At 43.6% G+C, this 20,172-nt stretch carries 20 protein-coding genes; 7 read left to right on the top strand and 13 right to left on the bottom strand.

Annotated elements, in window-relative coordinates; translation table 11 throughout:
- Positions 1–765: 765 nt before the first annotated feature.
- The 3 genes from KT990_RS07225 to def all read right to left on the bottom strand — a co-directional run bounded on the left by KT990_RS07225 (position 766) and on the right by def (position 3,905).
- Positions 766–2,796 (bottom strand): TonB-dependent copper receptor, encoded by a 2,031-nt coding sequence (locus KT990_RS07225; protein WP_218208542.1) that lies wholly within the window; start codon positions 2,794–2,796, stop codon positions 766–768.
- A 72-nt stretch (positions 2,797–2,868) separates the two neighbouring features.
- Positions 2,869–3,282: a DUF2946 family protein gene (locus KT990_RS07230; protein WP_180001334.1), complete on the bottom strand. Its 414-nt coding sequence runs from the start codon at positions 3,280–3,282 to the stop codon at positions 2,869–2,871.
- Between the two features lie 92 nt (positions 3,283–3,374).
- Positions 3,375–3,905 (bottom strand): peptide deformylase, encoded by a 531-nt coding sequence (gene def, locus KT990_RS07235; RefSeq protein WP_044112406.1) that lies wholly within the window; start codon positions 3,903–3,905, stop codon positions 3,375–3,377.
- A 120-nt stretch (positions 3,906–4,025) separates the two neighbouring features.
- Here def and KT990_RS07240 point away from each other — a divergent pair, with 120 nt between their 5' ends.
- The 3 genes from KT990_RS07240 to KT990_RS07250 all read left to right on the top strand — a co-directional run bounded on the left by KT990_RS07240 (position 4,026) and on the right by KT990_RS07250 (position 7,022).
- Positions 4,026–5,180 (top strand): LysM peptidoglycan-binding domain-containing protein, encoded by a 1,155-nt coding sequence (locus KT990_RS07240; RefSeq protein ID WP_218208543.1) that lies wholly within the window; start codon positions 4,026–4,028, stop codon positions 5,178–5,180.
- A gap of 91 nt (positions 5,181–5,271) precedes the next feature.
- Positions 5,272–6,411: a DNA-processing protein DprA gene (gene dprA, locus KT990_RS07245; RefSeq protein ID WP_218208544.1), complete on the top strand. Its 1,140-nt coding sequence runs from the start codon at positions 5,272–5,274 to the stop codon at positions 6,409–6,411.
- Positions 6,412–6,452: 41 nt separating this feature from the next.
- A complete protein-coding gene (locus KT990_RS07250) occupies positions 6,453–7,022 on the top strand; it encodes an L-threonylcarbamoyladenylate synthase (RefSeq protein WP_218208545.1) in 570 nt (189 codons plus the stop codon).
- Positions 7,023–7,461: 439 nt separating this feature from the next.
- On the opposite strand, the gene KT990_RS07255 is transcribed toward KT990_RS07250, so the two are convergent.
- Positions 7,462–8,361 (bottom strand): DMT family transporter, encoded by a 900-nt coding sequence (locus KT990_RS07255; protein WP_218208546.1) that lies wholly within the window; start codon positions 8,359–8,361, stop codon positions 7,462–7,464.
- Between the two features lie 176 nt (positions 8,362–8,537).
- On the opposite strand from KT990_RS07255, the gene KT990_RS07260 reads away from it, so the two are divergent.
- From KT990_RS07260 to KT990_RS07270, 3 genes are all read left to right on the top strand, one after another.
- A complete protein-coding gene (locus tag KT990_RS07260) occupies positions 8,538–9,083 on the top strand; it encodes a glutathione peroxidase (protein WP_218208547.1) in 546 nt (181 codons plus the stop codon).
- 200 nt (positions 9,084–9,283) lie between these two features.
- Positions 9,284–9,886 (top strand): hypothetical protein, encoded by a 603-nt coding sequence (locus KT990_RS07265; RefSeq protein WP_218208548.1) that lies wholly within the window; start codon positions 9,284–9,286, stop codon positions 9,884–9,886.
- A 129-nt stretch (positions 9,887–10,015) separates the two neighbouring features.
- Entirely contained in the window at positions 10,016–11,023 is a 1,008-nt protein-coding gene (locus tag KT990_RS07270; RefSeq protein WP_218208549.1) for a pirin family protein, read from the top strand.
- Between the two features lie 24 nt (positions 11,024–11,047).
- On the opposite strand, the gene KT990_RS07275 is transcribed toward KT990_RS07270, so the two are convergent.
- Positions 11,048–12,424 carry an NAD-dependent succinate-semialdehyde dehydrogenase gene (locus KT990_RS07275; RefSeq protein WP_218208550.1) on the bottom strand — a complete coding sequence of 459 codons (1,377 nt, stop codon included), beginning with the start codon at positions 12,422–12,424 and terminating at the stop codon, positions 11,048–11,050.
- A 362-nt stretch (positions 12,425–12,786) separates the two neighbouring features.
- Here KT990_RS07275 and KT990_RS07280 point away from each other — a divergent pair, with 362 nt between their 5' ends.
- Entirely contained in the window at positions 12,787–13,425 is a 639-nt protein-coding gene (locus KT990_RS07280) for a hypothetical protein (protein WP_218208551.1), read from the top strand.
- Positions 13,426–13,475: 50 nt separating this feature from the next.
- Here the strand turns inward: KT990_RS07280 and KT990_RS07285 are convergent, their stop codons facing one another.
- From KT990_RS07285 to atpB, 8 genes are all read right to left on the bottom strand, one after another.
- Positions 13,476–13,895 carry a F0F1 ATP synthase subunit epsilon gene (locus KT990_RS07285; protein WP_004644865.1) on the bottom strand — a complete coding sequence of 140 codons (420 nt, stop codon included), beginning with the start codon at positions 13,893–13,895 and terminating at the stop codon, positions 13,476–13,478.
- A gap of 27 nt (positions 13,896–13,922) precedes the next feature.
- Positions 13,923–15,317 (bottom strand): F0F1 ATP synthase subunit beta, encoded by a 1,395-nt coding sequence (gene atpD, locus KT990_RS07290; protein WP_004280997.1) that lies wholly within the window; start codon positions 15,315–15,317, stop codon positions 13,923–13,925.
- Positions 15,318–15,343: 26 nt separating this feature from the next.
- On the bottom strand, positions 15,344–16,213 hold the full coding sequence (atpG, locus tag KT990_RS07295; protein ID WP_004280996.1) for a F0F1 ATP synthase subunit gamma: 870 nt from the start codon (positions 16,211–16,213) through the stop codon (positions 15,344–15,346).
- An 88-nt stretch (positions 16,214–16,301) separates the two neighbouring features.
- On the bottom strand, positions 16,302–17,846 hold the full coding sequence (gene atpA, locus KT990_RS07300; RefSeq protein ID WP_100358035.1) for a F0F1 ATP synthase subunit alpha: 1,545 nt from the start codon (positions 17,844–17,846) through the stop codon (positions 16,302–16,304).
- Between the two features lie 43 nt (positions 17,847–17,889).
- Complete coding sequence (locus KT990_RS07305) at positions 17,890–18,426, bottom strand: F0F1 ATP synthase subunit delta (RefSeq protein WP_005173826.1); 537 nt, start codon at positions 18,424–18,426, stop codon at positions 17,890–17,892.
- Between the two features lie 12 nt (positions 18,427–18,438).
- Entirely contained in the window at positions 18,439–18,909 is a 471-nt protein-coding gene (locus KT990_RS07310) for a F0F1 ATP synthase subunit B (RefSeq protein ID WP_005173825.1), read from the bottom strand.
- 39 nt (positions 18,910–18,948) lie between these two features.
- Positions 18,949–19,194 carry a F0F1 ATP synthase subunit C gene (gene atpE / locus KT990_RS07315; RefSeq protein ID WP_000424060.1) on the bottom strand — a complete coding sequence of 82 codons (246 nt, stop codon included), beginning with the start codon at positions 19,192–19,194 and terminating at the stop codon, positions 18,949–18,951.
- 85 nt (positions 19,195–19,279) lie between these two features.
- Positions 19,280–20,155, bottom strand: coding sequence for a F0F1 ATP synthase subunit A (atpB, locus tag KT990_RS07320; RefSeq protein WP_005094552.1), 876 nt, complete (start codon positions 20,153–20,155; stop codon positions 19,280–19,282).
- Positions 20,156–20,172: the final 17 nt, after the last annotated feature.

Below are 20,172 nucleotides of genomic sequence, written 5' to 3' on the forward strand. Positions count from 1 at the left end.
AGTTTAAAATCAGTAGTGCCTAAAGGACACCAATCTTGGCTTATCAATTTTCTGACAAATATTTCTCAAATAAACTTCGAGTAATTTCTACCATCAATCAATGAAAATAATTTCGATCGATCAACCAGTAAAAATCCACACAAGTTGTTCTTCATAATCTCTTAATGATCTTCTTGCTACTTCGTCAGCAGCAAGCTAGGTCGGCTATATTACTCTTTATTCCGAAAGAGTCAACAGGTTTAGCTGATTATTTTCAAACTTCTTCAAGACTTCCAGATTTAAACCCTTTGAGCTAAATCCTTGTTTCTAAACAAGTTTTAATCAACATCACCGCCAATGGATGTGCATTCTACAGCATTTCAGATGCGTTGCAACACTTCTCGCAAAGATTTTTGATCGTGTGTTTATTTTTCAATCCAATAAAAATATAAGTCATTGTTATATATGTTTAATTTATTTTAAATATTTTTTAATTTAATTGAATTCGCCCAATAAAACACACTTGACTTCAATCTAAGCTATTGTTTCACATAGACTTATAAGATAAAAACAGTTATTACGTGACTTGTATTGCTTAAATCTCCTTCTATTCTTGTTTTATTCTTCACCAACTTGGCGCTTATCTATACAAAAAATTATGAATCTGGCCTTATGGCGAGTGATAGACGATCTATTTAAAAAATTGAGGAAATGAATTACAAAGCTAAAAATTAAAAAACCACTGCGATTGTGCAATGGTTTTTTAAAATACTAAATAACTAACAATTAGAACTTCATACTGACACGTGCCCAGTAGTTACGGCCAATATTGTTAAATTGCTCTGTTGCAGATAAGCCAACACCCGCATTACCCATTTTGTTTAAATGTTCGGTATAGGTTTTATCTAAAACGTTATCGACCCCCACAGAAAGATCAACACCATCCGCAATGTGATATGTGCCATTTAAAGACAGTGCGCCAAAGCCTGCACTTTTCTTAACATCATAACCAACGATATTCCCTTCACGCTCACTAATTCGGTTCTGACCATCGACCAAACGCCAGTAAGCACCCAACGTATAATTATCCTGGACATAACGTAAATTCACCCGAGCCTCTAAAGGTGCAATCTGTGGCAACGGCGTATTATCAGTGGTGTTTTCACCCCATGCATACATGGCGCTGACATCGGCTTGAATTGCATCGGTAAACTGATAACCCATCCCTGCTTCTGCACCTGCGATGGTAGCGTCGACATTGCGGCTATGCGCATCCAACATTCCCATCATGCCAGCAGGTTTATATGTCGTTAACACATAATCATTAATCAAACCTGCGTATGCTGATGCCCATGAACTAAACTGACCATGCGCATGCTGATAGCCCAGATCAAGCTGTAAAGTTTTTTCTGTATCGATATTATTAAAGGTATTTAGATCACCATTACCTGATTTTGGACTAAATAACTCCCAGTAATCCGGCATGCGCTCGACATAACCTAAACCGATATAAGTTTTGCCATCATCATGTTCAGGATGGGTATTTTCAAAACGTACAAAGGCACTCGGTAGAGTTTCTTTACGTTCCTGATTTGACTCCACTGCTTCTACATTGACCTGATCCAGACGCAAACCAGACACTAGCTTATTGTTATCACTAAGCTGATAACTGAGCTCACCAAAAGCCCCAACAGACTGGAATTCCATATCTTTAGTACGTGACTGATTTTGATACGGCGTCATCAGACTTCCGTTACGTTTAGTATGTTGGTTATTCTGACTATCGATACCAGTAATCAGCTGTAATTTATTCCATTCATTGGTCATTGCCATACGAGCATTCAATGTTTTACGCGCAACATTGCTCGCCATGGGCATACTCATCATGGGACTAGCCTGAAACTCACGCAGACTATAATCATCCATGACATGATCATTAAAGTTATAGTTCACCTGTGCTTCAATCTTTTGAATCACATCGCTAATATTTTTCTTTTCGAGCTTTAGACCGAGACTTTCACGGGCAAATTTCGATCCATCCATAGCCCGACCAGCATAGACTGCTTCAGCATCCGCTTTACCACCGGTCAGTTCTACCCAGGTATTTTCATCAGGTGTCCAGCCTAAAGCCAGATCCGCATTCCAGCGCTCCCAATCCGAAGGAACAATGGTGCCATTTCCATCTTTATAACTGCCAGATACAGAACGGTTGCTATTCAGACGGATATATTTCTGCTCATCGCCTGCTGCCACTTCAATATTCTGATCCAGTCGGTCAAATGAACCCATCAAGACACTTGTTTGACCACGATAGTTTTTATCTTCATCAAACTGTTCCGGCCTGCGCTCAAAAATTACGGTTGCGGCAGATCCAGTATTGGCGTATTGAACCGTTTGTGGCCCTTTAATCACTGAAATCTGGTCATAGCTTTCTGGAGAAATATAAGAAGTCGGTGAATCCATACGGCTTGGACAGGCTCCCAGGTTTTCGGTGCCATCGGTCAGGATTTTAATCCGGGAACCAAACATACCCCGGAAAGTTACATCACCATTGGTACCGGCACCACTATTCACCGCACTAAAGCCGACAATACTCTGTAAATAATCGGCACCATCGCTGGCAGGAATCGGCTGAATTGGCTGTTTCGGATCAGCACGGACAATCAGGCCATTGGCATCATTACCCGCAGCAGAAGTCACCACAATCGGCGCCATAGTGTGCACAGGAAGGCTTTCATTTGCCATGCTGACTTGTGAATAACAGGCAACACAGATCGCAGCCGCAAGTGGCTGTAAAAAGAATTTAGGCTGAGCCATTTTTTTATCTCACTGAATACATAAATAAAGCATGGCTTGAGTCAATAACAACCCAAGCGGAAAAATGCAGATTTATGCAGGCAGTGGTGGTGCCCGTCCCTGAGGAATTAAGAAGAGCTGCTGAAGGACAAACCAGACATGCTTAAAGGTTTTTTGATAAGCAATCAAACGTACATGAATCCGGTCAAGTACCTGCTGGATCTCCAGGTTAGGCGGCAAGATCAGATTGGCATAGACGGTACAGTACTGGCATTGGTGATTGGCATCATGATGGTCATGCTCAGCATGGTCGGATTGAGCTTTGAAATGGGTATGTTCGCTTATACTATGCTGCGCATGCGGGTCTGTTGCTACAAAAAGTGCACGCGTGATGGTTTCACAGACCGGCGCAACCTGATATTGCTTCGGTAACAACGGCTGTAGAAATACAGCAATCTGTAGAAACACAGCTGCACATGCCAGTAGCAGCCCACCTCGTAACAACACAGATCAACCCTAAAATATGCTGATGCCCAGTATAACAAAGCCCAATTGAAATTGGGCTTTGTTTGAGATTAAATTTAACGGAAATAATGGACTTAGCGCTTGACTGCGACCTTGTCTTTATTACGCTGGCGGACCAGTTTTTCCACTTTTTCACGTGCCCGTTGACGTTTTAATGGTGATAAATAATCAACAAATAATTTACCATTTAAGTGATCCATTTCATGTTGGATACACACAGCGAGAAGTCCGTCAGCATCAAGCTCAAATGCTTGACCTTGCAGATTAATTGCCTCGATTTTTACACGTGACGGACGGTCAACTTTATCGTATATTTGAGGAACTGATAGACAGCCTTCTTCGTAAGGCTGCGTTTCTTCAGTCAATGGTGTAATTTTGGGGTTAATAAACACCATCGGTTGATCTTTATCTTCAGACAGATCCATAACAATCAGCTGAATATGACGATCCACCTGAGTCGCGGCGAGTCCGATACCTGGTGCTTCATACATGGTTTCAAACATATCTGCAGCGAGCTGACGAATTTCATCAGTCACTTCTTCGACAGGTTGTGCAATGGTACGAAGACGGGGATCCGGGAAACTTAAAATAGGTAATAAGGCCATACTGCGTCCTCAATTATGCCATTGATCAAAAAACCAAATGAAGGGAATGCTTCATCAAAAAAATGTGTGTAAGATCGTTATTATAACGCAACTACGCACATAATTTTAGGAATTATGATAATGAAAAAGGTTTTGAAGGGCATGCCATTTTTTAGTGCCTTGGGGTTTAAAAATCAGATGCTGGCACTTGCTGTTTGTGTAGGCGTCAGTATGGGGACCATTCATTCTGCCGAGGCAGCACCTGCACGTAACGTCAATCCACCGGCATTAAAAGCCAGTGCGCCCAATGTTTATGTGGTAAAAAAAGGTGACACCCTTTGGGACATCTCGAAACGCTTCCTGAAAAATCCGGTACGTTGGCCTGAAATCTGGGCCAGCAACAAGCATGTGAAAAATCCACACTGGATTTTTCCGGGTGACCGCCTGTTGATGTGTGATTATCAGGGCCGTCCGATTATTGGCAAGGATGAAGGTGATGGTTGTGAAGGCATTATCAGCCGCTATCTGGGTAGCACCTCCTTGCAACCTCAGATTCGGGTTGAATCGTTAAACAATACCATTCCAGTAATTCCACTAGAACATATCAAGCAGTGGCTGGAACGCTATACCCTGATGGCACCTGACTCAGTTCAAGGTACGCCATATATTCTTGGCACTGCCGATCAGCGTGTACTGGCAGGTAAAGGCCAGAAGGTCTATGTACGTGGTAACGGTCTGGAAGTGGGTCAACGCTATGCCGTGTATCGTGAAGCTGAACCGTATGTATTTACCGATGCGAATGGCAAGAAATATACCGCTGCACTCGAGCTGCAACAGGTAGCATCCGGTATTGCAGTACGTAGCGAAGGTGATGTGACTACCCTTGAACTGACGGATAGTTACAATGCGGAAGTGCGTCGCGGTGACCGCGTACTGGCTGAATACGATCCGATGTTACCGACACTGTTCTATCCGACCAATGCAGAAAATATTGTGTCTGGTGGTCAGATTGTACGGGTACTGGGATCGATTGGTACGGCGGCACGACATAGCGTAGTGACCATTGATCGGGGCAGCCGTGATGGTGTGCAATCGGGCCATGTCTTTAGCGTAAACCAGAAAGGTGAAGTCGTGACTGATCCGAAAACCAAAGAACGGGTGCAATTGCCGGGTGAGCATATTGGTCAGGTGATGGTATTCAAGACTTTCGACCAGCTCAGCTATGCCTATGTGCTTGATAGCGAACTGCCAATTAAAGTGGGTGCCAACATTCAGCCGCCACTATTAGACGATTAAGCTTTTACACGGGATGATGTGGATTGATCGACATCATCCCTTTTGTTTCAACTCATACCCATAATAAGAAGACACCGAAATAGGTCTCACCATGTTGAATACATTGTCGACAGCGCAAATCCATGCCATTACGCTGTGGTATTTACTGCAACACTCCCTCAGCAGCTTTTATAAAATTAGTCAGCATTATGCAGACCTTGCCCATGCAATTGATGGTTCTCAAACCGAAACCTGGCGCAAGCTGGGCATTCATAAAAACCACATTCAGCGCCTGCGAGATTTCCAGTCAAGTGAGTCGCAGCTCCATTTTCAGCGCAGTCTTGAGCAGATCCAGTTGCACAGTGACTTTGTGCTTTTGCACACAGATGCCGCATATCCACAGCAACTGAGCCATTATGCGCATAAGCCGCCCATCCTGTTCGGGCAAGGACATGCTGATCAATTGCTGCAGCCACAGATCGCGATTGTAGGGAGTCGCAAGCCCAGTCTGCACGGCCGGCAAGTCGCTTATGACTTTGCTTTTTATTTGAGTGAGCAGGGTTTTTATATTAATAGTGGTCTGGCACAAGGAATTGATGAAGCAGCACATCAGGCTGCATTACAACATCGGCGAACGATTGCGGTAATGGGCACGGGCATTGAACAGACCTACCCTGCTGCCCATCAGGCCCTACGTCAGCAAATCATTGAACATGGAGGTACGGTCATTACTGAATTTTTGCCATTTACCCCACCCTTACAGCAGCATTTTCCACGGCGTAACCGAATTGTCAGCGGCTTAAGTCTTGGAGTGATTGTGGCAGAAGCCGCTTTAAAAAGCGGTTCATTGCTGACCGCACAATGGGCAACCGAACAAGGCAAGACCATATTCGCCATTCCGGGGCATATTTACAGTGAACATCATCAAGGCTGTCATCAACTGATTCGTGAAGGTGCGACTTTAATTGATCATCCACAGCAAGTGATCGAGGATCTGGCCCTAGCCACCCAGTGGCAATCGACGGCAAATCATTTAAAAGAAGACAGTCCGCCTGAGCCAGCAAGTACCATCCCACCGCATTTAATTCATCTTTATAATCAACTTGATTGGGTCGGACAGACCCTGGATCAGCTCAGTCTTCAGTTACAGCAGGAAGTATCCTCCCTGACCAGTCAACTGATGGAACTGGAACTGCTTGGCTTTACTACTCAACAAGCCGGCATGTATCTGCGTTGTCGTATCCTTAAATAAAGTTCACAATAGGACTTTGTTATTTTGTATAAGGTATTCACATGATCACTACCTCTGTTGCTGAAGCAGCAGCATGTCTCAAAGACGGACAAGTCTTGGCATATCCTACAGAGGCTGTTTGGGGCTTGGGTTGCGACCCCTACAATGAACAGGCATTTCATCAGATTTTGACCTTGAAGCAGCGCCCGATTGAAAAAGGCGTGATTCTATTGGCAGCTCATCTTTCACAGGTGGAACACCTGTTGCAGGATCTGACGGAGGAAATGCGTGAACAGGTGATTGAATCCTGGAGCAATGACAGACCCGCTGAACGCGCCATCACCTGGCTGCTTCCCGCGCATCAGGAGATTCCGGCCTGGATTAAGGGCGATCATCCCAAAGTGGCGGTTCGCGTTACCAACCATCCACTCTGTATGGCACTATGTCAGGCCTTTGGCGGTTTTATTGTGTCTACCAGCGCCAATCCTGCCGGAATGGAACCGGCGCGCTCACTTCAAGATGCCATCCGCTATTTTGACCAGAATCTGAATTATCTGAATGGTGACTTAGGCTTAAGCCAGCAACCAAGCCGGATTATTGATGCTGTTAGCGGCGCGATCATTCGTGACTAAGTTGGTTTTCAATCGACTCAGATATTCAAGCTCGACTAAAGTTTTAAGACAAAAAAAAGCTCAACCATATAGGGATGGTTGAGCATAAAAAGGATGTGCATAAATCACATCCAGAGGGTCTAGCAAATCTCTGGGAGCCTGATAAAACAAGGAAATTTTTGTTTGATCATTCTCGATGGGCGCATTATGAGAGAAAATTAATCTGACCACAAGTACAAAAAAAACATCAGTTAATACATTTTTCCTATTAATACAAGATGCTTTTTGGGAAAAATTCAAAATATCTTGCTCTTTCTATTCCAGTTTTAAAATAATCAGATATTTTCCTATGCATTTTTACATTTAAAAATTAAGAATTAACAGCATCTTTCAATTAAAAAACCTGAACCATTTGATCAATAATTAAACAATTAATACTTTAATAAATTATTCTGGCTGCTTATGGCTTTATTCTGCCCGGATATTGCGCCCATAAAATACCCAGCAAAATGATCCCTCCACCAATACTGTGGTACATGGTCCAGGCCTCCCCTAGCCAGAGATAGGCGACTATGGCGGTAAAAACCGGCATCAGGTTCATAAAAATACTGCTGCGATTTGGACCGAGTTGCTGTACCGCCATCATCCAGAATAAGGGGGCGGCAATTGAAGGGAAAATTCCGGCATAGACAATACTGGCTGCATTATCGCTATTGATGCTGTCCAGTCCGAAGTAAAGTACCAATGGAATATGATAGAGACAGGCCATAAAAATCTGGATATACAGACTCAGCAACAGTGGAATCTGAATCTGCCATTTTTTCAGCAAGACACCATAGCAGGCATAGAAAAATACTGCGATCAGCATCAGCAAATCACCGATATAACTGTCACCTAGCGTCAGAAATTGCAGCCCCTGCCCTTGTGCCATGACATACATCAGGCCAATAAAAGACAGGATACTGCCCAGCACTGCAGCCTGTGTCGGGCGAATTTTTAAAACGAAAATGCCCACAATAATGGTGAATATGGGAATAAAGGCATTGATCAGCCCCATATTAGTCGCAGTGGTAAAATGCGCAGAGCTATAGGCCAGCCCTTGATACAGCAACATGCCCAAGGCACTTAAAACGGCAAAATGTCCAAGATGCGGGCGGATTTCTGGCCAGGCAGCTTTAACTTTGGGCAACAGAAACGGGCTTAAAATCAGCAGTGCCAGTACCCAGCGGTAGAAACTGATACTGATCGGAGAAATATAATCCGCCACATAACGAGTCACCGTCATATTTAGCGACCAGATAAAAACTGCGGCCAATGGCAATAGCGTCGCCCACCAGACTACTTTTTGCTGCTGTGTCATACCCTCATCCATGTGTCGCCAGTATTATTATTTTCGCCTGCTAGCATAATAGATTTTTCACACAATATCAGGAAATTTAGCGGCTGAAGTCTCTGCTCTCACCTGTTTCTACTTGTACTGAACTCAAATACCCGTTAAAACAAATACCGATTCAGTCTGAATAAATAGGAAATCTCATGACTCGCTCTGTATATGACATTCCAGTCAAAACCATTCAAGGAACGGAAACCACCTTAAACCAGTATCAGGGCAAGGTGTTACTTGTAGTCAATGTGGCATCAAAATGTGGTCTTACGCCGCAATATGAAGGCTTGCAAAAACTCTATAACGACAAAAAAGCAGAAGGTCTGGAAATCCTTGGCTTCCCGGCCAATAATTTTCTGGAGCAGGAACCGGGTAGCGAGGCAGAGATTCAGGAATTCTGTTCTGTGAATTATCAGGTCGATTTTCCACTGTTTGCGAAAATTTCTGTGGCGGGCGAAGACAAGCATCCGCTCTATGCCACACTGACTCAGGCTGTACCAGAGCGGACCGGTGAAGGCCCGTGGTGGAAAGATCTGGTCGATTATGGCCTCACTCCAAACCAGCCACCTGAAGTGTTGTGGAACTTTGAAAAATTCCTGATCAATAAAAACGGTGAAGTCGTGGCACGTTTTGCACCCGATATTACTGCCGATGATCCGCGAATTGTGGATGCAGTAAATGCCGAACTGGCCAAATAATTTTTAGCAGCACTGTAGGGATCTATTTCCAAATGGATTCCTACTTTTTTAATTAAAATAGCTGCTTAGATACTTCATTAATATAAAGCCGCCACCTTTCAGCAATTTTGTTATAACTTTGCAACAATCTTTTTTATCTCCATAGTTTGTCCCTATATTAGAGAAAGAAATATCTTTACCTGCACCGAGATCCCGATTCCATGTCCAAAATTCTTGCCAATGCCGTTCTCCCCTTTGCATTATTTAGCTCAGGAATTTTACTGATGGGATGTGAACAGGCCGTTGAAGCACCGGTTGAACAAGTAGAGAACCACAGTTCCGAGCTTGAATCTGCACAGCAGCCGCAGACTGGCACTACAGCACAGACCGAGCTGAGATCGGGCAATATGTTTTATATGATTCGCGATGTGGCTGATTTGCAGCTTAAGGCCGGCAGTTATGTCGAACAGTTAAAGCAGACCCAGACTGAACTACAAACTGCAGTCGAAACCAAAGATACCCAGCAACTGCAATCCACCGCGACCCAGTTGCAACAGCAACTGAACAGCTTTAATCAGGTACTTGGCAACCTGAATTTAAAAAGTCAGGAAATTGACCAGATCCGTAGCAATATCATGAATGCCAATCAGCAGGTTCTGGCCTCGCCGCTGTTAAATGGTGAGATGGATTTTAGCCAGATCGACCTGAAAAAAATTGAATCGCAAATGGTCAATGTACAAGCTGAAATGGTCAAACTGGCTGGTCTGCTGATCCAGAATCCGGAGCAAAAATCAGACAGCCAGACTGAGCAGGAAAATACCTAAACTCTCATTCAGGGCGATTGATCGGAAAGTTTCTTCCTCAATCGCCTTTCTCGCTTTACACTGTTATTTATTATAAAAATCAATTTAAATTAAAAACTTATATTTAAAAAAGTGATCAGGAGTTCAATCATGTCGAATTCAGTACTCTATGCTATTGTTCCGGTCGAATCCCGGCTTGACCTGAAAGATCCTTTTATTTTTACCGCACATCATCAGGATCATTATCCGCAAGGCAATTCCGAATTAGGGCCTGTGACAGCGCCGCATCAGCATGAATATGACATGTATTATGGCGAAAGTATTCCCGGCTTTCCCGAACATCCACATACCGGTTTTGAAACCATCACCATTGTCGAACGCGGTTATGTCGATCATTTTGACTCGCTTGGAAATTCGGGACGTTATGCCGCGGGTGATGTGCAATGGCTGACTACTGGCAATGGAGTACAGCACTGCGAGATGTTCCCATTGGTTCATCAAGATCAGGACAATCCGCTGGAGCTGTTTCAAATCTGGCTCAATTCCTCACCGGAACAGAAAAAACAGCCTGCAGATTATAAAATGTTTTGGCGTGAACAGATTCCGCATGTATTTTCAGTAGATACGGCCGGACGTAAAGCGGATATTCGCATCATTTCAGGGCAGTTTAAAACAACTGAAGCACTGGACCGTCCAGCACATTCCTGGGCAGCAGCCGCTGAAAACAGGGTCAATATTTATATGATCACGCTTGTACCTGAGGCAGAGCTGATTATTCCGGCAAGCACTGCGAGTGCAACACGGTTTTGTTATTTCTATCAAGGTAACAGTCTGGAGCTGGAAGGACAGAAAATACAGGTCAAGCATCTGGTAGAACTGAAACCAGATCAGGACATTCAGCTCAAAGGCGGTTTACTGGAATCGCATATTTTATGGCTGGAAGGTGAACCGATTGGTGCGCCTGTGGCAATGCGCGGCCCCTTTGTATTAAATACTCCGCAGGAACTGGATGCTGCTTTTCGCCGTTATCGTGACACCCGCTTTGGTGGCTGGCCCTGGGCGAAGGCTGAGCCAGCTTTTCCCCAGAATCAACCCCGGTTTGCCAGTTATGAAGGTGGCAAGCGCGAAGAATATCCCGAAAAAGAAGCCACTGAATAGTGGCTTCTTTGTTGAATTACTCTCTTATTTTTTCGGGCTTTTAACCACGACCAGTTTCTTTTGCACAAACTCTTTAAAACCGTCAATCGACAGTTCATGGCCATAACCGGAATTTTTAACTCCACCAAATGGTAACTCCGGCGTAGTATCGGTAAACCAGTTAATCCAGATCATGCCGGTTTCCACCCGTGAAGCCAGCTGTTTAGCCCGCTCAATATCCTGAGCATGAATCACGCCGCCCAGACCATAATTGGAATCATTGGCAATCTCGACAATTTCATCATCATCTTTTGCAACATAGATTTGCGCCACCGGACCAAAGAATTCTTCATACCAGGCATCGTTTTCACGCGTGATATTTTCCAGAATAGTCGGTGCATAAAAATTGCCTTGGTGTTCTACGGCTTTAGCACCCGTCACCACAGTTGCACCCTGCGCTACGGCTTTTTCCACTTGTTCAGTGAGCTTTTCCAATGCATCTTTTGAAGACAGCGGCCCTAAGGTCGTTTCCGGATCGAGCGGATCGCCCAGCTTTAACTGTTCAAAGGCTTTGAGCATGCCAGCCTTGAATTGTTCAGCGATTTTTTCATGCAGGATAAAGCGTTTTGCCGCCGTACACACCTGCCCAGCATTATTCACCCGTGCCTGACAGCCCAACTTAATTGCTCGTTCCAGATCGGCATCATCGAGTACGATGAATACATCATTCCCGCCCAATTCCAGTGTGGATTTTTTAAGATGTTTCCCGGCCTGCTCAGCCACTGCACTGCCTGCACCTTCTGAACCTGTGAGTGCTACCCCGCGTACGCGTTTGTCTGCAATCACATCTTTAACCTGATCGGAGCTGATAAACAGATTGGTCCAGACACCTTTGGGTGCACCTGCCTCTAAAACCAGCTTCTCAAATGCTTCGGCACATTGCGGCACAATTCCGGCATGTTTTGCCAGGACTGGATTACCAATCGCACAGTTTGGAGCGAAGACCCGCATCAGTTGATAAAACGGGAAGTTCCACGGTTCAACTGCCATGATAATACCCAGTGGATGATGTTCGACCCAGGCTTCACCCAGATCGGTTTGATAAGACACTGGCGCTAAAAATTCTTTGGCATGATCGGCATAGTATTCTGCAATTTTGGCGCAGGTTTCGATTTCCCCTTCACTCTGCTTAATCAGTTTTCCCATATCTTGGGTCATAAGCTTGGCCAGTTCAGATTTTTGCTCTCGCATGTTCGTAGCCAATTTACGCAGTACTGCAATACGGGTATCGACCTGCTGTGACCATTCTGACTTTAGGATTTTTTCTGCAGTATCGAGTGCATCTTGAATATCTTGATCGCTATGGAAGGGGTAGTCTTTCAATTTTTGATTGGTAAATGGATTAATAGATTGATAAGCCATGATTTTCCCTTTTTAAATTATAAGTTTTGCATGTTCTTAACCCAGTCAAATGAAGCTATAACAAGCGGGTATCTGTTCGAATTATTTAACTTATCATTGATTTTTTTATAGCGTGTGTCTGCTTACAGATTGGTTCAAAATATTACTGAGAAAGGGTAAAAGTTATATCGAGCGGTACAAAATGAAATTTATTTAAGAATCGGAAATGTAAAACTAACACTCTCAAGATCAATACTTGCAAAAATTCTAAGCTAAAACAAATAATCTAAATCAGCTGTTTTAAGGTGATGCTAAAAAATATAAATTTCAAATTTTCAGGTGTGTAGTACATTATCTATATATTTGAAAAAAGAAAATTTATCATGAGTCAAATAAAATCTAATATCATTCAAACAGCAGAAAACTATTTTGATAATACAGTTTTAGAAACGACTGATACTATTTTTCAAGAAATTTTAAAAGCTTTTCCAATAGCATCATCAGGTTTAGCTATTTATCAAGTTTTTAGGAGCTATAATGAAAAGCAAAAACTGAAAAATATCTTGGAATTTATAAAAGAAGGTGAAAAGTTAGCATCAGGAACATTACTGAAAATCTTCAAGGATCAAAATAACTTAGAAATAGGTGGTGAATTACTTAATGCTTTAGATAAAGCCTATTTAATACATCAATCTAAAATGCTCGCTCGTTTAGCTCTTTTATATGATGCGAAAGAAATAAATCGTGAAACTTTTGTAAGATATGCTCATATTATTCCTCAATTTACATCATTTTTATTAGAAGGGTTAGAAAAAGCCTACTTATCATTTGAAATGAACAAATCCAAGAAGGATTACCACCTTAAGAATAATGAATGTAACTTTTCAGCATCTGAATTAGAAAAGTTTGGTTTTTTGTACGTAGTAGCTACATTTGGTTCTGGCAATAATTATGGCAGAGAAAAAGACTTAATCTTTTTTTATGAACACATATATAAAAACAAACATGATAAGAACCTATGAACCAAAAAAAACCACCCTTTCGGGTGGTTTTTTCAATCTCAAACCGTCTCTTATTGAGCGCGGTTTTTGATTTTGCGGATCGTTTCCAGCTGAGCTGCAGTTTCTGCAAGAGCAGCCAAAGCAGCAGCAGAGTCCAAATCGCTCTTTTGATTCGCAAGCAATGCTTCAGCGTGTTTACGCGCTTCAACAATAGCTGCTTCATCTAAGTTTTCTGCACGGACTGCAGTATCTGCAAGAACCGTAACAACATGCGGTTGAACTTCTAGAACACCACCAGATACATAGATCAACTCTTCTGTACCGTTTTCCAAAATAACGCGGATCGCGCCAGGTTGGAGCAAAGTTACCAACGGAGCATGGCCAGGCATAATACCCAACTCACCGCCAGCACCTTTTGCAATTAGCATAGTTATAGTGCCTGAGTACAAGGACTCCTGAACACTTACAACATCACATTGCATAGTCGCCATGAGAATCTCCTAAATTAGAGTAGCTAATTAAAGTTTCTCGGCTTTAGCAATAACTTCGTCAATACCACCAACCATGTAGAACGCTTGTTCTGGGATGTGATCGTATTCACCAGCTAGAAGACCTTTAAAGCCACGAATCGTTTCTTTAAGAGATACTAATTTACCAGGAGCACCAGTAAATACTTCAGCTACGTGGAACGGTTGAGAGAAGAAACGCTGGATTTTACGCGCACGGTAAACAACCAGTTTATCTTCTTCAGCAAGCTCGTCCATACCAAGAATCGCGATGATGTCTTTAAGCTCTTTATAACGTTGCAATACGTTCTGTACAGAACGTGCAATTTCATAATGCTCTTGACCAACAACTAACGGATCTAATTGGCGTGAAGTTGAGTCTAGTGGATCGATCGCTGGGTAAATACCAGAAGATGCGATGTCACGGCTCAATACAACAGTTGCGTCCAAGTGAGCAAACGTTGTAGCAGGCGATGGATCTGTCAAGTCATCGGCAGGTACGTATACCGCTTGGATCGACGTAATAGAACCAGACTTAGTCGATGTAATACGTTCTTGAAGAACACCCATCTCTTCTGCAAGTGTAGGCTGGTAACCTACTGCAGATGGCATACGACCTAGAAGTGCTGATACTTCAGTACCTGCTAGTGTATAACGATAGATGTTATCTACGAACAATAGTACGTCACGGCCTTTACCGTTTTCGTCTTTCTCGTCACGGAAATATTCAGCCATGGTCAAACCAGTCAACGCTACGCGTAAACGGTTACCCGGTGGCTCGTTCATCTGACCGTAGACCATTGCTACTTTGTCTAGAACGTTAGAATCTTTCATTTCGTGATAGAAGTCATTACCTTCACGAGTACGCTCACCAACACCAGCAAACACAGATAAACCTGAGTGAGCTTTCGCGATGTTGTTGATCAATTCCATCATGTTTACAGTTTTACCAACACCGGCACCACCGAACAGACCAACTTTACCACCTTTAGCGAACGGGCATAGCAAGTCGATGACTTTAATACCAGTTTCTAAAAGGTCAGTAGAAGCTGCTTGTTCTGCATAAGAAGGTGCAGAGCGGTGAATTGGTAAACGCGCTTCAGTCGCAACAGGACCAGCTTCGTCGATCGGGCGACCAAGAACGTCCATGATACGGCCTAGAGTCGCTGTACCTACAGGTACAGAAATCGGCGCACCAGTGTTAACTACGTTCAAACCACGCTTAAGGCCTTCAGTAGAACCCATTGCAATAGTACGAACTACGCCATCACCAAGCTGTTGCTGAACTTCTAAAGTAGTTTCAGTACCATCTACTTGGAGAGCGTCATAGATCTTAGGAACGCTGTTGCGTTCAAACTCGACGTCGATAACCGCGCCGATGATCTGAATGATACGACCGCTATTCATTGCTGTCTCCTCAATTCAAAATAATGTTAAACGGCAGCGGCACCACCAACGATCTCAGAAATTTCCTGAGTAATCGCGGCTTGACGCAGCTTGTTATAAATAAGTTGCAGGCTCTTAATGATCTCGCCTGCGTTGTCTGTCGCTGCTTTCATAGCGACCATACGTGCAGACTGCTCACATGCGATGTTTTCAATCACACCTTGATACACCACAGACTCGATATAGCGAACCAACAAGCCATTTAAAAGCTCTTCAGCTTCAGGCTCGTAGATATAATCCCAACCGTATTGACGGTTAAGAGTCTTGTCTTCTTCAGCAGCAGCCAAAGGAACAAGTTGTTCGATCTTTTGATTTTGAGTCATGGCATTGACAAAGCCGTTTGACACTAGATAAATACGATCTAACTCGCCTTTATCATAAGCATCCAACATCACCTGTACAGAACCAGATAACTGCTCAAGACTTGGAGTATCACCGACTTGCGTCGTCGCCCCAAGCACTTTACCGCCGTAGTTTTTAAAAAACGAAACCGCTTTTTGACCAATTAAAGCAAATTGAACTTCAATTGACTGCTCTTGTTGCTGTTGAACGTGTTTTACCACTTTCTTGAACAGGTTAATGTTCAAACCACCAGCAAGGCCACGATCTGAAGACACAATGATATAGCCAACGCGCTTAACCGGGCGTTCAACCATATAACGGTGTTTGTATTCAGGATTCGCTTGGACCAAATGAGCAATTACACGGTGCATATTTTCGGCATACGGACGGCCTTGAGCCATGCGCTCTTGCGCACGACGCATCTTAGAAGCTGCTACCATTTGCATCGCTCGAGTAATCTTCTGCGTGCTCTTGATACTAGCTACTTTGGCGCGAATTTCTTTTAAATTTGCCATACGCTTAACCTAGTATTCGAAAGCCCTTGCGAGCTTCCGAAGGTTGATTCCGTGAACCAAACCAACACTAATCTAGCAAGTTGCTAAATTAGTAAGTTTGAGTCGCTTTAAAGCTTTCAATACCTGCTTTGATTGCAGCTTCGATGTCTTTGTTGTAATCACCAGAGGCATCGATTTGTTGCATTAACGCAGCATGTTCTGAACGGAAGTAAGAAATCAACGCAGCATCAAAGTCTACGATTTTCTTAACGTCTACGTCAGCCATGTAGCCTTCGTTAGATGCATAAATTGAAACAGCCTGGTCAGCAATTGAGTATGGAGCATATTGTTTTTGCTTCATTAACTCAGTTACACGTTGGCCATGTTCAAGTTGCTTACGAGTTGCTTCGTCAAGATCAGAAGCGAACTGAGCAAATGCTGCCAATTCACGGTATTGCGCCAAAGCAGTACGGATACCACCAGACAATTTCTTGATGATCTTGGTTTGCGCTGAACCACCAACACGAGATACAGAGATACCCGCGTTCACAGCAGGACGAATACCTGCGTTGAATAATGATGTTTCAAGGAAGATCTGACCATCAGTAATCGAAATTACGTTGGTTGGTACGAATGCAGATACGTCACCCGCTTGAGTTTCAATAATCGGCAATGCAGTTAATGAACCAGTTTGGCCTTTAACTTCACCGTTAGTGAATTTCTCAACGTAGTCAGCAGATACACGAGAAGCACGTTCAAGTAGACGTGAATGTAGATAGAACACGTCACCTGGATAAGCTTCACGACCTGGTGGACGGCGTAAAAGCAATGAAATTTGACGATACGCAACAGCTTGCTTAGACAAGTCATCATAAATGATTAACGCGTCTTCACCACGGTCACGGTAGTATTCACCCATTGTACAGCCAGAGTACGGAGCCAAATACAGCATTGCTGCTGGATCAGATGCACCTGCTGCGACAACAGTGGTATACGCCATAGCGCCAGTTTCTTCTAGCTTGCGTACCACGTTAGCGATAGTCGATTGTTTTTGACCGATTGCTACGTATACACATTTAATGCCAGAGTTTTTCTGAGCGATGATCGCGTCGATCGCCATTGCTGTTTTACCAGTTTGACGGTCACCAATGATCAACTCACGTTGACCACGGCCTACAGGGATCATTGTATCTACTGATTTATAACCAGTTTGTACAGGTTGATCCACTGATTGACGCCAAATTACGCCTGGTGCTACTTTTTCAACAGCATCAGATAATTTTGCATCAATTGGGCCTTTACCATCAATCGGGTTACCCAAAGCATCGACTACACGGCCTAAAAGTTCTGGACCAACCGGAACTTCTAATACACGACCTGTGCAACGCGCTTTTTGACCTTCTTGAAGGCTTAAGTAGTTACCTAAAACAACGACGCCCACTGAATCCTGTTCTAGGTTCAGTGCCATACCATAAAGGCCGCCGTCGAATTCGATCATTTCACCGTACATTGCATCAGCAAGGCCGTGAATACGCACAATACCGTCGGAAACCATAACAATGGTTCCTTCGTTCTTAGCGGTTGCGCTGGTGTCCAGATCGCCGATACGCTGTTTAATGAGCGCACTGATCTCGGATGGATTCAGTTGTTGCATTGCGCTATACCTCAATCTTTTTAAAGTTCAGTCTTCTTATTTCTTAAGCAAGAAGACGAGTACGCATTTTCTCAAGCTTGTTAAGCGCAGAATCATCTATCACTTGGTCGCCTGCACGAATAACTACACCAGCAATAAGCTCTGGTTTCACTTCTACAGAAACACTTACTGCAGCTTCGAATTTCTTCTCTAATGCATGCGTCAGTAATTGTTCCTGAACAGAAGTTAATGGGAATGCTGATTCAATCACAACATCCACAGTATTGTTATTCTGTGATTTGAGCTGTTCATATTCTGCAGCAATTTCAGGAAGAAGCGTCAAACGGTTGTTTTCAGCAAGCAATGTCAGGAAGTTAGACACTGCTGCAGTTTGGTCTTCACCTAAAACTTTGGCAAAAAGAGACACCTGCTCAGCAGGTGTAAGCTCCGGGCGATTTAGATAAGCTGAAAATGCTTCGTCTTGCACCGCAGCACTGAGCAATTCAAGTGCAGTTGACCAAGAGTCAGTTGCACCCTGCTCAGAAGCGTAAGCAAATGCTGCTTTTGCATAAGGGCGTGCTAACGTCAAGAGTTCAGCCATAATCTGCCTCTCTTAAAGTTTAGCAGCCAGCTGAGTCAGCATGGCATTGTGAGCTTCTGCATCAACTTGCTGGCTAAGAATTTTCTCAGCACCAGTCACTGCAAGAGCAGCCACTTGTTGACGCAATTCTTCGCGAGCAGAATTGATTTCGGTATCAACAGCTTCTTTCGCTTGTTGACGAATACGCTCACCTTCAGCAGATGCTTGAGTACGCGCTTCTTCTACCAACTGTGCTGCACGACGGTTCGCTTGTTCGATCAATTGAGCCGCTTGTGCTTTTGCCGTGTCCAGTTCAGCTTTCACTTGTGCTTGCGCATCTGCAAGGTCAGCTTTCGCTTTTTCAGCAGCATTTAAGCCATCAGCGATACGACGCTGACGTTCACTAATCGCATTGATTAGTGGTGGCCATACAAACTTCATGCAGAACGCGACAAAAATCGCAAACGCAATCGCTTGGCCAAACAATGTGAGGTTGATATTCATTGCAAATTCCTCAAATAGTGAATTTCGGAATTAAGCTGATTAACCTACAAATGGATTAGCGAAGATGAAGAACAAGCCAATACCAACACCGATCATAGGCACAGCATCAAGAAGACCTGCGATTAAGAACATACGAGTTTGAAGTTGCGGAGCCAATTCTGGTTGACGAGCAACAGCTTCAAGGAAACGGCCGCCTAGAAGACCAAAACCAATCGCAGTACCTAAAGCACCGAAAGCGATCAAGATAGCAGATGCAATTGCAACTAGACCTAAAGTGAGTTCCATGATAATTCCTCAGAGGTTAGGTTTTATACCAAATTAAGTTAAAAAATTGTGTGCCCAACCATCCGTTGACAGTTAGGCAATACCATTAATGCTTTTCGCTTGCCATACTCATGTACACGATAGTCAACATCATGAAAATGAATGCTTGTAGCGTAATAATCAAAATGTGGAAAATCGCCCAAGGCACAGACAACGCCCACTGGATCCAGAACGGTAATAACGCGATAAGAATGAAGATTAACTCACCCGCATACATGTTACCGAACAGTCGTAGAGCCAATGAAACTGGTCGCGCCAAGAAAGTGGTCAATTCCAACAATAAGTTGAATGGAATCAAAAGCACTTTAGCAACTGGGTTACTTGGGTTAAATGGGTTCAGTGCTAACTCACCAACGAAGCCGCCAACACCTTTCTCACGAATACTATAGAAAATGATCAAGAAGAATACAGAAATAGACATACCGAGGGTAACGTTTGGATCTGTAGTCGGAACAATTTTAAAGTAAACCTGATGAGGGTCTACACCCAGCATAGAAGCAATCGCGTGTTGAGCTACATAAGGAATAAAGTCAACAGGGATCAAATCCATCAAGTTCATGAGGAAAATCCACACGAAAATGGTTAAAGCTAAGGGTGCAATTAATCGAGACTTCCCGTGGAAGGTATCACGTACACTTGAATCTACAAACTCGATAATCATTTCAATTGCAGACTGGAACTTGGTAGGAACACCAGCATTAGCCGCTTTCGCAACCAACCAGAATAACAAACAGAAAATCAGACCCAGTCCGATAGACCAACCCATTGAATCCAAGTGAATAGCAGTGAACCCCATCTGTTGAGCTTCAGCACCGCTCTCGGCCAATTTCCATGTACCATCTGGCATTTTGCCATAGGTCATGTTGGTCAAGTGATGCTTGATATACTCGGTCGAAGTAAGGGCATGTTCTTCAGCAGCCATAAATCACACCTGGTCAA

Origin of the sequence: Acinetobacter sp. F9 (genome assembly GCF_019195275.1) — a bacterium.
Taxonomy (GTDB): domain Bacteria; phylum Pseudomonadota; class Gammaproteobacteria; order Pseudomonadales; family Moraxellaceae; genus Acinetobacter; species Acinetobacter pseudolwoffii.

What these genes read in the sequence shown, in the direction of transcription:
- KT990_RS07225 (WP_218208542.1), bottom strand. Translation starts at nt 2,796, where the DNA reads ATGGCTCAGCCTAAATTCTTTTTACAGCCACTTGCGGCTGCGATCTGT.
- def (WP_044112406.1), bottom strand. Translation starts at nt 3,905, where the DNA reads ATGGCCTTATTACCTATTTTAAGTTTCCCGGATCCCCGTCTTCGTACC.
- KT990_RS07240 (WP_218208543.1), top strand. Translation starts at nt 4,026, where the DNA reads ATGAAAAAGGTTTTGAAGGGCATGCCATTTTTTAGTGCCTTGGGGTTT.
- dprA (WP_218208544.1), top strand. Translation starts at nt 5,272, where the DNA reads ATGTTGAATACATTGTCGACAGCGCAAATCCATGCCATTACGCTGTGG.
- KT990_RS07250 (WP_218208545.1), top strand. Translation starts at nt 6,453, where the DNA reads ATGATCACTACCTCTGTTGCTGAAGCAGCAGCATGTCTCAAAGACGGA.
- KT990_RS07255 (WP_218208546.1), bottom strand. Translation starts at nt 8,361, where the DNA reads ATGACACAGCAGCAAAAAGTAGTCTGGTGGGCGACGCTATTGCCATTG.
- KT990_RS07260 (WP_218208547.1), top strand. Translation starts at nt 8,538, where the DNA reads ATGACTCGCTCTGTATATGACATTCCAGTCAAAACCATTCAAGGAACG.
- KT990_RS07265 (WP_218208548.1), top strand. Translation starts at nt 9,284, where the DNA reads ATGTCCAAAATTCTTGCCAATGCCGTTCTCCCCTTTGCATTATTTAGC.
- KT990_RS07270 (WP_218208549.1), top strand. Translation starts at nt 10,016, where the DNA reads ATGTCGAATTCAGTACTCTATGCTATTGTTCCGGTCGAATCCCGGCTT.
- KT990_RS07275 (WP_218208550.1), bottom strand. Translation starts at nt 12,424, where the DNA reads ATGGCTTATCAATCTATTAATCCATTTACCAATCAAAAATTGAAAGAC.
- KT990_RS07280 (WP_218208551.1), top strand. Translation starts at nt 12,787, where the DNA reads ATGAGTCAAATAAAATCTAATATCATTCAAACAGCAGAAAACTATTTT.
- KT990_RS07285 (WP_004644865.1), bottom strand. Translation starts at nt 13,895, where the DNA reads ATGGCGACTATGCAATGTGATGTTGTAAGTGTTCAGGAGTCCTTGTAC.
- atpD (WP_004280997.1), bottom strand. Translation starts at nt 15,317, where the DNA reads ATGAATAGCGGTCGTATCATTCAGATCATCGGCGCGGTTATCGACGTC.
- atpG (WP_004280996.1), bottom strand. Translation starts at nt 16,213, where the DNA reads ATGGCAAATTTAAAAGAAATTCGCGCCAAAGTAGCTAGTATCAAGAGC.
- atpA (WP_100358035.1), bottom strand. Translation starts at nt 17,846, where the DNA reads ATGCAACAACTGAATCCATCCGAGATCAGTGCGCTCATTAAACAGCGT.
- KT990_RS07305 (WP_005173826.1), bottom strand. Translation starts at nt 18,426, where the DNA reads ATGGCTGAACTCTTGACGTTAGCACGCCCTTATGCAAAAGCAGCATTT.
- KT990_RS07310 (WP_005173825.1), bottom strand. Translation starts at nt 18,909, where the DNA reads ATGAATATCAACCTCACATTGTTTGGCCAAGCGATTGCGTTTGCGATT.
- atpE (WP_000424060.1), bottom strand. Translation starts at nt 19,194, where the DNA reads ATGGAACTCACTTTAGGTCTAGTTGCAATTGCATCTGCTATCTTGATC.
- atpB (WP_005094552.1), bottom strand. Translation starts at nt 20,155, where the DNA reads ATGGCTGCTGAAGAACATGCCCTTACTTCGACCGAGTATATCAAGCAT.